Below are 14,061 nucleotides of genomic sequence, written 5' to 3' on the forward strand. Positions count from 1 at the left end.
CGCGATCCCCGGTCCGGTGCACCGCCCGGACCGGGGATCGCAGCGCCTCCCCGATAGACTGAGACGAATCCCACTGACGATAGGAGCCACCGTGATCGCGGATGTCCTCACCGACACCACCTCCCGCATGCAGCGCGCCGTCGAGGCCGCCAAGGAGGACTTCAGCACGGTGCGCACCGGTCGCGCCAACCCGCAGATGTTCCAGAAGATCCTGGTCGACTACTACGGCACACCGACCCCGCTCGCGCAGCTCGCCTCGCTGGCCAACCCGGAGGCGCGCACCCTGCTCGTCACCCCCTACGACAAGACCGCGCTGAAGGCGATCGAGGCCGCGATCCGCGACATGCCGAACCTCGGGGCGAACCCGTCCAACGACGGCAACATCATCCGCGTCACGATGCCGGAGCTCACCGCGGACCGCCGCAAGGAGTACGTGAAGCTGGTCAAGTCCAAGGGCGAGGACGCGAAGGTCCACGTCCGCGGCATCCGCCGCAAGGCGAAGGACGAGCTCGACGCGCTCAAGAGCGACCTCGGCGAGGACGAGATCGCCCGCGGCGAGAAGGAGCTCGACGCCCTCACGCGCCAGCACGTCGACCTCATCGACGACGCCGTGAAGCGCAAAGAGGCCGAGCTCCTCGAGGTCTGAGGTTCCCCATGAGCACCCCTGGAGGGGATGACGAGCCGCGGATCCCCCCGCGCCCGCCACTTCCGCCGCGCACCCGCAGCGACCAGCGCCAGCGCGCCGGCGAGAACCCGCCACCGAGCAGCGGCGAGAGCGTGCCGCCGCGCACCGGCGACAACCTGCACGCGCAGTGGCAGGCGAGGAAGGCGGAGATCGAGACGCACGTCTCGCACGCACGCGATCAGATCGATCAGGCCAACGAGCGGATCATCCAGCGCACCGGACGCAATCTGGTGCTCGCGGTCGGCGTCGGACTTCTCTTCGGCGCGGTCGTGGTCTCGTCCCTCGTGCTGGCCAAGTGGTCGTTCGCGCTGATCGCGGTCGCGATCGTCGAGCTCGCGATCTGGGAGCTCGTGCTCGCACTGCGGGCCGGCGGGCGCAAGGTCGACCTCTGGCCGCAGCTCGTCGTCGGTGCGGCCCTCGTGGCCGGCGGCTACTTCGCGGATCCGTGGCTGACCTGGGTGATGCTGTTCGTCGCGGTGTTCGCCGTCGTCGTCTGGCGCACCTTCGGGCAGATGGTGGCGCGCGACGGCCGCATCTACGGCGACGTGCTGACGGACGTGCTGGCGGGCGGCTTCGTACAGGTCTACGTCGCCTTCCTCGGCGCGATCATCCTGATGCTGCTGCGCCAGCCCCGCGGCGAGTGGTGGGTCCTCGGCTTCATCATCGTCGTCGTGGTGACCGACACGGCCGCCTACGCCTCAGGGCTACTCTTCGGCCGTGGCGGGCGGCACCCGATGGCGCCGCGGGTGAGCCCCAAGAAGACGTGGGAGGGCTTCGCCGGTGCGGTGGTCGGCTCTCTCGCGGCGGGAGCGCTCATCGGCCAGTTCATGCTCGAGATCCCGTGGTGGGCCGGCTTGATCTTCGGCGCGGTGCTCGTCGCGTCGGCGACGCTCGGCGACCTCGGCGAATCCCTCCTCAAGCGCGACCTCGGCATCAAGGACATGAGCTCGTGGCTGCCCGGTCACGGCGGACTGCTCGACCGGCTCGACAGCATCCTGCCCTCGTCCGTGTTCGCGCTCGCCCTGTTCCACATCCTCACCCCCCTGGCGGGAGCACGATGACCTCTGCAGACCGGACCCGCGAAGACGCGGCGCCGAGCTTCCCGATCGCCCGGCGGCGTGCGAAGGGGTACCAGCGCGCCGCGGTGGACGCCTTCCTGAACAGTGCGCGCGGCGCCTTCGAGGAGGGCGCCAGGGGCATCGGCGCCGCGGACATCCGATCCGCGTCGTTCCCGCTGGTGCGGGGCGGCTACGAGATCGCGGCGGTCGACGCCGCGCTCGCCCGCGTCGAAGAGGCCTTCGCGCAGCGCGAGCGGGCGAGCGCCGTCGCGGCACGGGGCGCGTCGGCCTGGGTCGGCAGGGCGCGCACCGACGCGCAGCTGATCCTCGATCACCTGAGCCGTCCGCGCGGGCACAGGTTCGCGCGCACCGGCCTGCTCACGTTCGGCTACCGGATCGACGAGGTGGATCACGTCGCCTCCCGGATCGTGCGCTTCCTGCGCGACGGCGACGCGCTGAGCGTCGACCAGGTGCGTCAGACCGCGTTCCGGATGCAGCGCCGCGGCTACCGCGAGGAGCAGGTCGACGCGCTGCTGGACGCGACGATCGAGGTGCTGCTCGCCATCCGGTGAGCGTTTCTCATGGTCATTTCAGGTTCGTCTGGCTAAACTCAGAGCCATTGTGACTCCCGATAACGATTTGATTTCGGCGCGCACCCGAGGCGCCGCTCAAAAGGAATCAGCAGCCGGTACCCGTCGCGCGACGTCGCGGCACCCCCGGCGTCGCGCCGCTTCGGCGGTCCTCGCGGGCCTCGCGGTCGTCGGATTCTCCGTCGCGATCGTGGCTCCGGCCGGTTACGCGATGACGCGTCCGGTCGCCGCGGCCGCACCGGCGAACACGGCCTACTCGCTCGCCGCCCGCGACGCGCAGAACATCACCGTCTCGGTGCAGGGCGTCACGCCGCAGGCCCAGGCGCGCGACGTGTTCGAGGTCTACGTCAAGCCGAAGCCGGTCCCGCCGCCCGTGGTGGCGTCGTCCGACAGCTCGTCCGGCGGGTCCTCCGGGCCGCTGTTCTACACCGGCGGCGGCGCTCCGGCGCAGTGGATGGCCGCGGCCGGCATCGCCCCCGGTGACTGGGGCTACGTCGACTACATCGTCAGCCGCGAGAGCGGCTGGAACCCGAACGCGACCAACCGCAGTTCCGGCGCGTGCGGCCTGGTCCAGGCGCTGCCCTGCTCCAAGGTCCCCGGCAACGGCTACGACCCCGTCGACAACCTGCGCTGGGGCACCGGCTACGCCGTCGGCCGCTATGGCAGCTGGGCCGGCGCGCAGGCGTTCTGGGCCTCGCACAACTGGTGGTGAGTCGCACCCCCTCATGCCACGCTCGCACCGCCGACGTCCGGAGCGCCCCCGCGAGGACTCCCTGGACCGCCTGATCGCGGGGTGGAAGCGCACCGAGATGCGCGGCGGAGTGGAGTGGTACGTGCAGCCGCTGACGGCAGCCCAGGCGCAGAAGGAGTACACCTGCCCGGGCTGCTCCGGCCTCGTCCTGCCGGGCACGGCGCACCTGGTCGTCTGGCGCGCGGACGGCGTGCTCGGTGACGCCGCGGATCTCGCCGGGCGCCGGCACTGGCACAACGGCTGCTGGAAGAGGAACTGACATGGAGATCCGCGGACCCCGTGAACTGCCCGCACGACGCGAGGACGTCGAGCTGCGCACCGAGGACGGGCTGCGCCTGGTCGGCGAGCTCGCCCTGCCCGAGTCGCGCCCGCCTGTCGCGACCGTCGTCACGCTGCATCCGCTGCCCACGCACGGCGGCTTCATGGACTCGCACATCCTGCGAAAGGCCGCGTGCCGCCTTCCGGCCCTCGCCGACCTCGCCGTGCTCCGCTTCAACACCCGCGGCACGGCCTCGCCCCGCGGCAGGAGCGACGGATCCTTCGACGGCGGCGCGGCGGAGCGGCACGACGTCGCCGCGGCGATGGACCTCGTCCGCGAACGCGGCCTGCCGCGCCCGTGGCTCGTCGGCTGGTCCTTCGGCACCGAGCTCGCGCTGAAGTACGGGCGCGAGCACGACATCGAGGGCGTGATCCTGCTCTCGCCGCCGCTGCACCGCGCGACGGACGAGGAGGTCGCGGCGTGGGCCCAGGACCACCGCCGGGTGGTCGTGCTCGTGCCGGAGCTCGACGACTACCTGCGCCCCGCGGAGGCGGCGGAGCGCTTCGCCGCGATCCCTGACGCGCAGGTCATCGCCGTCGACGGGGGCAGGCACCTGTGGGTGGGGGAGAGCCAGACCCGCCGCGTGATGGACGAGATCGTCGCCGCCGTGAACCCGGCCGCCCTTCCACTGCCGCGGGAGTGGCCCCCGGCCTGAGGAAGGACCGCGGGTTTCGTCTCGCTGCGCTCGCTCAACCTTGCCGCGAAGCCGCATCAACGCCGCTTCGCGGCATTGCTCCGGCTCGTGTCAACGCTCGTTCATGCGCGGGATCAGCACCTGCCGGTAGATGATCAGCACGCTCGCGGCGACCGGGATCGCGATCAGCGCGCCCAGCAGCCCCAGCAGCGCTCCGCCGGCGAGGGCCGCGATGACGACCACGCCGCCGGGCACCGACACCGCGCGATTCATCACGCGCGGGGAGATGATGTACGCCTCGACCTGCATGTAGACGAGGTAGTAGATCCCGGCGATCAGCGCGGTCAGCGGGGACCCGAGCCCGGGGACGAGGCAGAGCAGCACGATGATCGTCGAGCCGGTCAGCGTGCCGACCAGGGGGATCAGCGAGAAGAAGAACGCGATGACGGCGAGCACGATCGGGAACGGCGCCCGGATGATCGACAGCAGGATGAGGCTCAGCACCCCGTTGATGACGCCCAGGGAGACCTGCCCCATCACGTAATAGCCCACGGAGGCGGTGATCTGCTCGGCGAGGTCGATGAACCGGTCCCGGCGGGACGCGGGGACCATCTGGTAGACGGCGCCCTTGAAGGACGGGATCGCGGCCGTGAAGTAGATCGTCAGGATCAGCACGATGAAGGCGCCCGCGATCCCCGCGAACAGCGCCCCGCCGATGACGAGCACGCCCTGCCCGATCGAGCTGCTGATGTCGCCGAGGTTCTTGTTCAGCCAGTCGCTGACGTAGCCGAACACCTTGTCGATCTCGATGTTGGGGAACAGCTGGGTGATCCAGTGCTTGAAGTCCTCGATGGCCTTGCCGCTGTTGATGATCGTGGTGACCTGCTGGATCAGCTGGGAGATCTGGCTGACCAGCGTCGGGATCACCATCAGCACGATCCCGGCGAACACGCCGAGCACCACGAGGATCGTCACGAGGACCGCCGCCCAGCGGGGCAGGCGCCGCCGGGTGAGCCAGCTCACCATCGGGTCGAGGCCGAGGCTGAGGAACAGTGCGGTCCCGACGTACAGCAGGATCGTGGACAGCGACTGCACGGCCTGGATGAGCAGGATCCCCAGTCCCACGCCGAGCGTCGCCACGAGGGCGGTGCGGAACGGGTTGTGCAGCTTCATGACGGAATCAGCGTAGCCGGACGAGGCGGCGGGGCAGCTGTGCACCGCCGCTGTCGCCGGGTTGGCACCGTGTGCCCTCGTGGCGGACTTTCAGCGACCTTCGCTAGTCTGAAACGTCGAGCGGAGATCCCGGGCGTCGGCCCGTGGATCGCGGAGGAGACATTTCGTGCGATTCGTATGGGCCGTCCTGGCCTTCGTGCTGGCGGCCGTCCTGATCGGGACAGGCATCGCGCAGCGAACCATCTTCCTCGGCCCGAAGGACGTCACCGCCGCGCTGAGCGTGAAGGCGCCGCAGCACTACACGATGATCGACGGCGCCGTGCTCCGCGTGCATCCCGGCGAGCAGACCCTGGTCGCGCACGGCGACGGCCAGATCGTGATCGCCCAGGCCCGCACCGCCGACCTCGAGGCCTGGCTCTCCGACAGCAGCTACAACCGGATCTCGCTCGCGAAGGACAAGACGCCGCAGGCGAAGGTCGTCCAGCCGAAGACCACGAGCGGCGACGCCGCGAAGACGCCGGACCGCAACCCGGCCGGCTCCGACCTGTGGCTGGACAGCGTCACCGACAAGAACGCCGCGATCGACCGCATGCAGATCCCGGACGGGGTGAGCGTGCTGGTGGCCTCGGACGGCAAGTCCGACGCGCCTCAGGACATCGCGGTGTCCTGGCCGCTCGACACGGCGACCCCGTGGGCGGGTCCGCTGATGGTCGCCGGTGGTGCGTTCATGCTCCTCGGCATCGTCCTGTACATCCTCGCGATCCGGCACTCCCGCCGAGGTCGCGGACCGCGCCGCAAGGCGCCGCCGCCCCTGCCCGTGACAGAGCCGATCGACGTCGTCGGCCGCCGCGCCGTCGAGGAGGAGGCGTCCTCGCCCGCTCCGGAGCCGGTCGAGACGCCGGACGGATCCGGGCAGAACCCCGCCGCGGCGGAGCGCCGTGCGGCCGAGCGGCGTGCGTCCGCGCCGCGGCGACGTCGCGCCCTGCTCCTCGTGCCCGCGGTCGGCGTGGCCGCCGCACTGCTGAGCGGGTGCACGCCCGACATCTGGCCGCATCCCGCGGTGTCGCCCACTCCCAAGCCGACGACCACGCAGGCCGCCGAGGTGGGACAGCAGGCGCCCGCCGTCACCGACGCGCAGGCGGCGCGGATCCTCGGGAGCATCTCCGCGACCCTCGCCGACGCCGACAAGAAGCTCGACACGAACCTCGCCGGAACCCGCCTGGACGGCCCCGCACTCGACGCCCGCAAGACCGCCTACGCGGTCCGCGGGAGCGTCGGCGACTTCGCCCTGCCGGCGTCGATCCCGGCCGACAAGATCAAGATCCTCGTGCCGCAGGCGTACGACTCCTGGCCGCGCACGGTCCTGATGCTGGTGGATCATGGCGCCGATCAGAAGGTCGCGCCCCTGATCCTGACCATGACCCAGAAGGACCCGTGGTCGGAGTACAAGATCGGCTACGTCGCCGAGATGCAGGCGTCCGCGAAGCTGCCGGACATGGCCCCGGCCTGGCTCGGCGCGAAGCTCACCCCGCCGGACTCGCCGTTCCTCGTCGCCGAGCCGAAGAAGCTCGGGGCTGACTTCGCCGATGTCATCGACAACGGCGACAAGAGCAGCTCGTACAAGTTGTTCGACAAGACCGCGCTCGACTTCGTCAAGGCTGTCCAGGACAGCCGGGCGAGCGTGCAGAAGGCTCTGAAGGACGCCAACGCCGACTCGACGTCGTCGCTCTCGTTCGCCGCGTCCGCCGGGACCGCGGTTCCCGTGGCGATGTCCAGCATCGACAGCGGTGCCATCGTCTCCGTGACGGTGCAGGACTCGCAGACGATCAAGCCGACATCCGCCGACGCCGTCATCAAGCTCGACAAGAACCCGTCCGCGAAGGCACTGACCGGGGTGGACTCCTCGGCCAAGGGCTTCGTGTCGGTGTACGGCGTTCAGCTGTTCTTCTCCGTGCCGGCGCAGGGGTCGAACGCCAAGATCACGCTGCTGGCCGCGTCACAGCAGCTGCTGAGTGTTACGGAGATCAAGTGACCGAGATGTCCGCCGCGGCCCTGCGGGGCGCCGTCGACCTGTCCTCGCTGCGCAACCGCCCTGCGGCGCCCGCCGCCGACGCCCCCGCGCCGGACGGACGGGCGACCCCGCTCATCGTCGACGTCACCGATGCGACGTTCGGGCAGGTGCTCGAGCTGTCCCGCAGCGTCCCCGTCGTCGTCGACCTGTGGGCCGAGTGGTGCGGCCCGTGCAAGCAGCTCAGCCCGATCCTGGAGAAGGTCGTCACCGAGCTCGCCGGGCGCGTGGTGCTCGCGAAGGTCGATGTGGACGCCAACCCGCAGCTCTCCCAGGGCTTCCGTGCGCAGTCGATCCCGATGGTCGTGGCGCTCATCGCCGGCCAGCCCGTGCCGATGTTCACGGGCGCCGTGCCCGAGGAGCAGGTCCGCGAGGTGTTCGCGCAGCTGCTCGAGGTGGCCGCGCAGAACGGCGTGACCGGGACCATCCCGGTCGACGGGGCCGAGGAGCCGGCCGAGCCGGTGGAGAAACCCCTCCCTCCGCTGCACCAGGCCGCGTTCGACGCGATCGAGGCCGGCGACTACGCCGCCGCAATCAGCGCCTACGAGAAGGCCCTGGCGGAGAACCCGCGGGACGAGGACGCCCGGGCGGGCCTCGGCCAGGTGCGGCTCCTGCACCGCACGCAGGACCTCGACCTGAACGCGGCCCGCGCCGCGGCCGCCGCCGCGCCGACCGACGTCGACGCGCAGTTCGCGGTCGCCGACCTCGACGTCGCCGGAGGACACGTGGCCGACGCGTTCGAGCGCCTGCTCGACCTGTTCTCGGCCGTGGACGCCGACGCCAAGGGCCGGGTGCGCGAGCGGCTGGTCGAGCTTTTCGGGCTCGTCGGAGACGCCGATCCGCGCGTCGTGACGGCCCGCAAGCGCCTGGCCGCACTGCTGTTCTGAGGCGGCACGGATCCCACGGGACCCCGCGTTCTGCGTGCAGGACGCGGGGTCTCGCCGTTCCCGCCGCGTCCGCGAATCGGCGACGAGCGGAATAGCGTCCGGATCCATGCGGTTGACTGGAGATGTGAGCGAACCCATCTCGATCGACATCTGGTCCGACATCGCCTGCCCGTGGTGCTACATCGGCAAGCGCAATCTCGAGGCGGGCCTGGCTGCCACCGCGGAGGATGACGACGCTCCGCAGGTGAGGATCACGTTCCACTCCTTCGAGCTCTCGCCCGACACGCCGGTCGACTTCGACGGCGACGAGGCCGACTTCCTGATGGGCCACAAGGGCATGCCGCGCGCACAGGTAGAGCAGATGCTCGAGCGTGTGACGGACGTCGCACGGGGTGCGGGTCTCGAGTACCGGTTCGACCTGCTGCAGCACACGAACACCGTCAAGGCGCACGAGCTGCTGCATCACGCGAAGAGCCAGGGCCGCCAGCACGACATGGAGGAGCGGCTCATGTCCGCGTACTTCATCGAGGGGCGCCACGTCGGCCGGATCGACGATCTCGCCGACCTCGCCGCCGAGATCGGGCTCGACCGCGCCGACGCGCACGAGGCGCTGACCAGCGGCCGCCACCTCGGCGACGTCCGCCAGGACCAGGCGCAGGCGCAGGCGTACGGGATCCAGGGCGTGCCGTTCTTCGTGATCGACGGCCAGTACGGCGTGAGCGGCGCCCAGCCGCCCGAGGCGTTCGCGAACGTGCTCCGCGAGCTCTGGGCGCAGCGCGCCGCCGAGGTCGTCGAGGCCTGACGCGCGTGCCTGCGGCGTCCTGACCGCGAGACCGAACTTGCGGCGCGAGACCGTGCGCAGTTTCGCCGGTCTCGCGCCGTAGGTTCGGTTTCGCGGGGAGCAGTGTGCAGCGTCAGGCGAGCGCGTCCTCGATCGCGGAGACGATCTGCGGATCGTCGGGCACCTGACGGGAGCGGAAGCGCTGCACGGATCCGTCCGGCGCGACGAGGAACTTCTCGAAGTTCCATTCCACGCGGCCGGCCTTGCCGCGCCCGTCGACCGTCCGCGTGAGCACCTTGTACAGGTCGGCGGCGCCTTGCCCGTTGACCTTGATCTTGTCGTTGATCGGGAACGAGATGCCGTAGGTCGTCGAGCAGAACTCGAGGATCTGCTCCATGGATCCGGGTTCCTGGCCGAAGAACTGGTTGCAGGGGAACCCGACGACCGTGAGCCCGCGTTCGCCGAACCTCCGCTGCAGCTCCTCGAGCTGCTCGTACTGCGGCGTGAGTCCGCACTTCGAGGCGACGTTGACGACGAGCACGGGGCCGTCGCCGTAGTCGTCGAGCGTGCGGGTCGTGCCCTCGGCGTCGGCGAACGGGATCTGGCGGAGTGGGGTCTCAGACATATTCACAGCCTAGGCAGGGCGGGCGGAACCGGCTCCGGATCTGGGAGAATGGACAGGATGACTCTCGCCACCGCTCCCGCCCGCCCGCTGCAGATCGGGCCGCTCCGCATCGACGTCCCCGTCGTGCTCGCCCCGATGGCGGGCATCACGAACACCGCGTTCCGCCGCCTGTGCCGCGAGTACGGCGCCGGCCTGTACGTCAGCGAGATGATCACCTCGCGCGCCCTGGTCGAGCGCAACGCGATCACGATGCGCCTCATCCAGCACCACGAGAGCGAGACACCGCGCTCGATCCAGCTCTACGGGGTGGACCCGGCGACCATCGCCGAGGCGGTGCGCATCATCGTCGCCGAGGACCGCGCCGACCACATCGACCTGAACTTCGGCTGCCCGGTGCCGAAGGTCACCCGCAAGGGCGGGGGAGCGGCGCTGCCCTGGAAGATCGGCCTGTTCGCCGACATCGTCGACCGCGCCGTGAAGGCCGCGGGCGACGTGCCGCTCACGGTCAAGATGCGCAAGGGCATCAACAAGGACCACCTGACCTTCCTCGACGCCGGCCGCGCCGCGGAGGACGCGGGTGCGGCCGCGGTCGCGCTGCACGCGCGCACCGCCTCGGAGTACTACTCCGGCCACGCGGACTGGTCCGCGATCGGCGAGCTCAAGCAGGCCGTCACATCCATCCCGGTGCTCGGCAACGGAGACATCTGGTCGGCGGACGACGCGGCGCGGATGATGACGGAGACGGGCTGCGACGGCGTCGTGGTCGGCCGCGGCTGCCTGGGCCGCCCGTGGCTGTTCGGCGAGCTCGCGGGGGCCTTCGGCGACGAGAGCGCCGTGACGGTGGACGCCACCCTCGGCTTCGTGTCGGCCGCGTTCCGCCGGCACGCCGAGCTGCTCGCCGAGTTCTTCGAGGACGAGGACCGCGGCTGCAAGGACGTCCGCAAGCACGTCGCGTGGTACTTCAAGGGCTACCCGGTCGGCGGGGAGACGCGCGCCGCGCTCGCCCGCGTCTCGACCCTGCAGGAGATCGACGACCTGCTCGGCACGCTGGGCGACGCGCCCTACCCGGGGGCCCCGGCCGAGGGCCAGCGCGGCCGTGCAGGCACGCCGAAGCGCACGGCGCTGCCGGACGGCTGGCTGGACTCCCGCGATGTCGAAGCGTCCACGACGGACATGATGCGCGGCGCGGAGGTCGAGAACAGTGGCGGCTGACCCGTCGGCGGATTCCGAGGTCGGCCCGTCGGCTGCCGTGCGCGCCTTCGCGGACGGATACGGCGCGCACGATGCCGCCCGGTTCTTCTCCGAGACGCACCGCTCCGAACGCGACGACTTCGCCCGCGACCGCGCCCGCGTGCTGCACTCCGCAGCTCTCCGCCGCCTCGCCGCGAAGACCCAGGTGCTGAGCCCGGCGAGCACCGCCGACTTCGCGCGCAACCGTCTCACGCACTCGCTCGAGGTCGCGCAGGTCGGCCGTGAGCTCGCCGTGGCGCTCGGCGTGTCGGCCGACGTCGTGGACACCGCCTGCCTCAGCCACGACCTCGGCCACCCGCCGTTCGGGCACAACGGCGAGCGGGCGCTGAACGAGTGGGCCGAGCACATCGGCGGCTTCGAGGGCAACGCTCAGTCGCTGCGGATCCTGACCCGGCTCGAGGCGAAGGTGCTCGACGACGGCGACCGCTCGGTGGGCCTCAACCTCACCCGCGCGAGCCTCGACGCGACCTGCAAGTACCCGTGGACCGCGGACCACCCGCTGCCCGACCCGGGCGGCCGGCTCAAGTTCGGTGTGTACCCGGACGACGAGGACGTGTTCCGGTGGATGCGCGAGGGCGCCCCGGGACGGCTGCGCTGCATCGAGGCGGAGATCATGGACCTCTCCGACGACATCGCGTACTCCGTGCACGACTTCGAGGACGCGGTCGTGAACGGCTACCTCGACGTCGCCCGGCTCGCGGATCCCGCCGAGCACCACGCGCTCGTCGGACGGATCCAGCAGTGGGTCGGATACGACTTCACCCGGGAAGACCTCGCGGACGCGCTGTACCGGCTCACCCGGCAGCCGATGTGGCTGAGCTCCTTCGACCGCTCCCGGCGGGATCTCGCCCGGCTGAAGAACCTCACCAGCGACATGATCGGCCGGTTCGCCCGCGCCGCCGTCTCGGCCACCCGTGACGCCTACCCGGGGGCCAGCCTGGCCCGGTACAGCGCGCACGTCGTCGTGCCCCGGGTCATCGAGGCGGAGATCGCGGTGCTGAAGGGCATCATGGGCCAGGCGATCGTCACGATCGACGCCCGCCGCGGCGTCTACAAGGAGCAGCGCCGGGTGCTCAAGCGGCTCGCCGACGCGCTCTGGTCGACGGACGCGCTGTGGACCGCGGGCGCGGACGTGCTCGAGCCCGCGTTCGCCGCGGACTTCCACGACGCCGCGAACGACGCCGAGCGGGCCAGGGTCGTCGTGGACCAGGTCGCGAGTCTCACCGACCAGACCGCCGTCGACTGGCACAACCGGCTCGTCGGCGACATCGACCCCGCCGAGGTCGGGATCTGGTCGCCGCGGCACGCCAGGCCCGGCGCTCGCACGCACGCCCCGTCCTCCGTCGGCGCCGAGGCGCGCTGATGCCCCGGATCAGCCAGGCGGACGTCGACGAGGTCAAGTCGCGCACGAACATCGCGGACATCGTGGGGGAGCGGGTCTCCCTGAAGTCCGCCGGGGTCGGCTCGATGAAGGGGCTGTGCCCGTTCCACGACGAGAAGAGCCCGAGCTTCCACGTGCGGCCGCAGGTCGGCTACTACCACTGCTTCGGCTGCGGGGCCTCGGGCGACGTGTACTCCTTCCTGCGCGAGATGGACCACGTCAGCTTCACCGAGGCCGTGGAGCGGCTCGCGGCCCGGGTCGGCTATACGCTGCACTACGAGGACGGCGGGCCCGCCCCGGAGACGAGCGGACGCAGCCGCCTGTATGCGGCCAACACGGCCGCGGCCGAGTTCTTCCGGGGCCGGTTGCTGAGCCCCGAGGCAGAGTCGGCGCGGGCGTTCCTCGGCCAGCGCGGCTTCGACGCCGGCGCCGCCGCGCACTTCGGCGTCGGCTACGCGCCCCGCGGCTGGGACGGCATGCTCAAGGCGCTGACCGCGCAGGGCTTCACCCGCGACGAGCTGACCGCCGCCGGGCTCGTGTCGACCGGGCAGCGCGGCGTCTACGACCGGTTCCGGGGGCGCGTGGTCTGGCCGATCCGCGACGTCACCGGGCAGACGATCGGCTTCGGCGCGCGCAAGCTCTACGACGACGATCAGGGCCCGAAGTACCTGAACACGCCGGAGACGCCGATCTACAAGAAGGCCCAGGTCCTCTACGGCCTCGACCTCGCCAAGCGCGACATCTCCCGGGGGGACCCGAAGCGCGTGGTCGTCGTCGAGGGCTACACCGACGTCATGGCCTGCCACCTCGCCGGCGTCACCACCGCGATCGCCACCTGCGGCACGGCGTTCGGCGCCGAGCACATCAAGCTGCTGCGCCGGGTGATGGGCGACGACTCCGCCGCCGGCGAGGTCGTCTTCACGTTCGACGGCGACGAGGCGGGGCAGAAGGCGGCTCTGCGCGCGTTCACCGAGGACGACCGGTTCAACGCCCAGACGTTCGTCGCCGTGGCTCCGGACGGGCTGGATCCGTGCGACCTGCGCCTGCAGCGCGGCGATCAGGCGGTCCGCGGGCTGATGTCGACCAAGGTGCCGATGTTCGAGTTCGTCATCGACCGCAAGATCTCCTCGTTCGACCTCGGCACGGCCGAGGGGCGGGTCGGCGCCCTGCGCGCCGCGGCGCCGATCGTCGCGGAGATCCGGGACGCCCTGCTGCGCCCGGAGTACGAGCGGATCCTCGCCCGTCGCCTGGGCATGGACCCGACCGACGTACACGCCGAGGTGCGCCGCCACGAAGGCCGCCGTCGGCACGGCGAGTCCGAGCCGCGCGAACGCACGGCGGCCCCCGCAGCCGGCCCGGGCGCGCCTGCCGAGACGCCTGCCCTTCCGGCCGTCACCCTGGCGACGCTGCCCCGCTCGGGCGACGCCCCGCTCGAGCGCGACGCGCTGATGGGCGCCCTGCAGTACGGGCACCAGCTGGAGCCCGACCTGCTGCAGCGCGCCGTAAGCGTGCCGTTCGCCGTCCCGGCGCTGGACGCCGTCCGCGAGTCCATCGCGCAGATCGCCGACCGGCAGCGCCCGGGCTGGGCTCTGCAGGCCGTGGACGCGGTCAGGGAGCCGTATCGCTCGCTGGCCGGCGAGCTGCTCATGGCGGCCTTCCCGGCGCGGGACGAGCAGAGCGCGATGGCCTCCGCGACCGATCTCTGCCGACGGCTCATCGGCCGGGCGCTGAGCCGGGAGAAGAGTGAGCTGCTGGGTGCGATCCAGCGGGTTCCGCCCGACTCCGACGGAGGCCGCGCCCTGCGGATCCGGCTGCGCGACATCGATGCGGAACGGCAGCAGTTCATCGAGTCCTGATG

14 protein-coding genes are annotated in these 14,061 nt (G+C 71.3%); 12 read left to right on the forward strand and 2 right to left on the reverse strand.

Translation table 11 applies throughout. From position 1 onward, the window contains the following. Positions 1-91: 91 nt before the first annotated feature. The 6 genes from frr (at position 92) to RBR11_RS05110 (ending at position 4,058) form a co-directional block, all read left to right on the forward strand. Positions 92-646, forward strand: coding sequence for a ribosome recycling factor (frr, locus tag RBR11_RS05085; RefSeq protein ID WP_308488216.1), 555 nt, complete (start codon positions 92-94; stop codon positions 644-646). A gap of 8 nt (positions 647-654) precedes the next feature. After that, the gene (locus RBR11_RS05090; RefSeq protein ID WP_308488217.1) at positions 655-1,746 is read left to right on the forward strand and encodes a phosphatidate cytidylyltransferase; all 1,092 of its coding nucleotides are present in this window, start codon (positions 655-657) and stop codon (positions 1,744-1,746) included. Next, on the forward strand, positions 1,743-2,315 hold the full coding sequence (locus RBR11_RS05095; protein WP_308488218.1) for a DivIVA domain-containing protein: 573 nt from the start codon (positions 1,743-1,745) through the stop codon (positions 2,313-2,315). The genes RBR11_RS05090 and RBR11_RS05095 overlap by 4 nt, the downstream gene beginning before the upstream one ends. Positions 2,316-2,544: 229 nt before the next feature. Continuing rightward, complete coding sequence (locus RBR11_RS05100; protein WP_308488219.1) at positions 2,545-3,045, forward strand: aggregation-promoting factor C-terminal-like domain-containing protein; 501 nt, start codon at positions 2,545-2,547, stop codon at positions 3,043-3,045. Between the two features lie 13 nt (positions 3,046-3,058). Continuing rightward, entirely contained in the window at positions 3,059-3,343 is a 285-nt protein-coding gene (locus RBR11_RS05105; RefSeq protein WP_308488220.1) for a hypothetical protein, read from the forward strand. A 1-nt stretch (position 3,344) separates the two neighbouring features. Beyond that, complete coding sequence (locus RBR11_RS05110) at positions 3,345-4,058, forward strand: alpha/beta hydrolase (protein ID WP_308488221.1); 714 nt, start codon at positions 3,345-3,347, stop codon at positions 4,056-4,058. Between the two features lie 90 nt (positions 4,059-4,148). On the opposite strand, the gene RBR11_RS05115 is transcribed toward RBR11_RS05110, so the two are convergent. Then, entirely contained in the window at positions 4,149-5,210 is a 1,062-nt protein-coding gene (locus RBR11_RS05115; protein WP_308488222.1) for an AI-2E family transporter, read from the reverse strand. Positions 5,211-5,376: 166 nt separating this feature from the next. Here RBR11_RS05115 and RBR11_RS05120 point away from each other — a divergent pair, with 166 nt between their 5' ends. The 3 genes from RBR11_RS05120 to RBR11_RS05130 all read left to right on the forward strand — a co-directional run bounded on the left by RBR11_RS05120 (position 5,377) and on the right by RBR11_RS05130 (position 8,967). Further along, a complete protein-coding gene (locus RBR11_RS05120) occupies positions 5,377-7,242 on the forward strand; it encodes a DUF8094 domain-containing protein (RefSeq protein WP_308488223.1) in 1,866 nt (621 codons plus the stop codon). A 5-nt stretch (positions 7,243-7,247) separates the two neighbouring features. Then, a complete protein-coding gene (locus RBR11_RS05125; RefSeq protein WP_308488305.1) occupies positions 7,248-8,165 on the forward strand; it encodes a tetratricopeptide repeat protein in 918 nt (305 codons plus the stop codon). A 124-nt stretch (positions 8,166-8,289) separates the two neighbouring features. After that, positions 8,290-8,967, forward strand: a complete 678-nt coding sequence (locus RBR11_RS05130) for a DsbA family oxidoreductase (protein WP_308488224.1) — start codon at positions 8,290-8,292, stop codon at positions 8,965-8,967. Positions 8,968-9,079: 112 nt separating this feature from the next. On the opposite strand, the gene RBR11_RS05135 is transcribed toward RBR11_RS05130, so the two are convergent. Then, complete coding sequence (locus RBR11_RS05135; RefSeq protein WP_308488225.1) at positions 9,080-9,571, reverse strand: glutathione peroxidase; 492 nt, start codon at positions 9,569-9,571, stop codon at positions 9,080-9,082. Positions 9,572-9,628: 57 nt separating this feature from the next. Between RBR11_RS05135 and dusB the strand changes: the two genes are divergently transcribed. The 3 genes from dusB to dnaG are packed head-to-tail and all read left to right on the forward strand — an operon-like array spanning position 9,629 to position 14,059. Then, positions 9,629-10,783 (forward strand): tRNA dihydrouridine synthase DusB, encoded by a 1,155-nt coding sequence (gene dusB, locus RBR11_RS05140; RefSeq protein ID WP_308488226.1) that lies wholly within the window; start codon positions 9,629-9,631, stop codon positions 10,781-10,783. Positions 10,784-10,820: 37 nt separating this feature from the next. Then, positions 10,821-12,185: a deoxyguanosinetriphosphate triphosphohydrolase gene (locus RBR11_RS05145; RefSeq protein ID WP_308488306.1), complete on the forward strand. Its 1,365-nt coding sequence runs from the start codon at positions 10,821-10,823 to the stop codon at positions 12,183-12,185. Then, positions 12,185-14,059: a DNA primase gene (dnaG, locus tag RBR11_RS05150; RefSeq protein WP_308488227.1), complete on the forward strand. Its 1,875-nt coding sequence runs from the start codon at positions 12,185-12,187 to the stop codon at positions 14,057-14,059. The genes RBR11_RS05145 and dnaG overlap by 1 nt, the downstream gene beginning before the upstream one ends. Positions 14,060-14,061: the final 2 nt, after the last annotated feature.

The organism is Microbacterium capsulatum (assembly GCF_030865425.1).
GTDB lineage: Bacteria > Actinomycetota > Actinomycetes > Actinomycetales > Microbacteriaceae > Microbacterium > Microbacterium capsulatum.

Coding starts and splice junctions, on each gene's coding strand:
- RBR11_RS05135 (WP_308488225.1), bottom strand. CDS start 9,571: ATGTCTGAGACCCCACTCCGCCAGATCCCGTTCGCCGACGCCGAGGGC.
- RBR11_RS05095 (WP_308488218.1), top strand. CDS start 1,743: ATGACCTCTGCAGACCGGACCCGCGAAGACGCGGCGCCGAGCTTCCCG.
- RBR11_RS05100 (WP_308488219.1), top strand. CDS start 2,545: ATGACGCGTCCGGTCGCCGCGGCCGCACCGGCGAACACGGCCTACTCG.
- RBR11_RS05090 (WP_308488217.1), top strand. CDS start 655: ATGAGCACCCCTGGAGGGGATGACGAGCCGCGGATCCCCCCGCGCCCG.
- RBR11_RS05125 (WP_308488305.1), top strand. CDS start 7,248: ATGTCCGCCGCGGCCCTGCGGGGCGCCGTCGACCTGTCCTCGCTGCGC.
- dnaG (WP_308488227.1), top strand. CDS start 12,185: ATGCCCCGGATCAGCCAGGCGGACGTCGACGAGGTCAAGTCGCGCACG.
- dusB (WP_308488226.1), top strand. CDS start 9,629: ATGACTCTCGCCACCGCTCCCGCCCGCCCGCTGCAGATCGGGCCGCTC.
- RBR11_RS05110 (WP_308488221.1), top strand. CDS start 3,345: ATGGAGATCCGCGGACCCCGTGAACTGCCCGCACGACGCGAGGACGTC.
- RBR11_RS05115 (WP_308488222.1), bottom strand. CDS start 5,210: ATGAAGCTGCACAACCCGTTCCGCACCGCCCTCGTGGCGACGCTCGGC.
- RBR11_RS05105 (WP_308488220.1), top strand. CDS start 3,059: ATGCCACGCTCGCACCGCCGACGTCCGGAGCGCCCCCGCGAGGACTCC.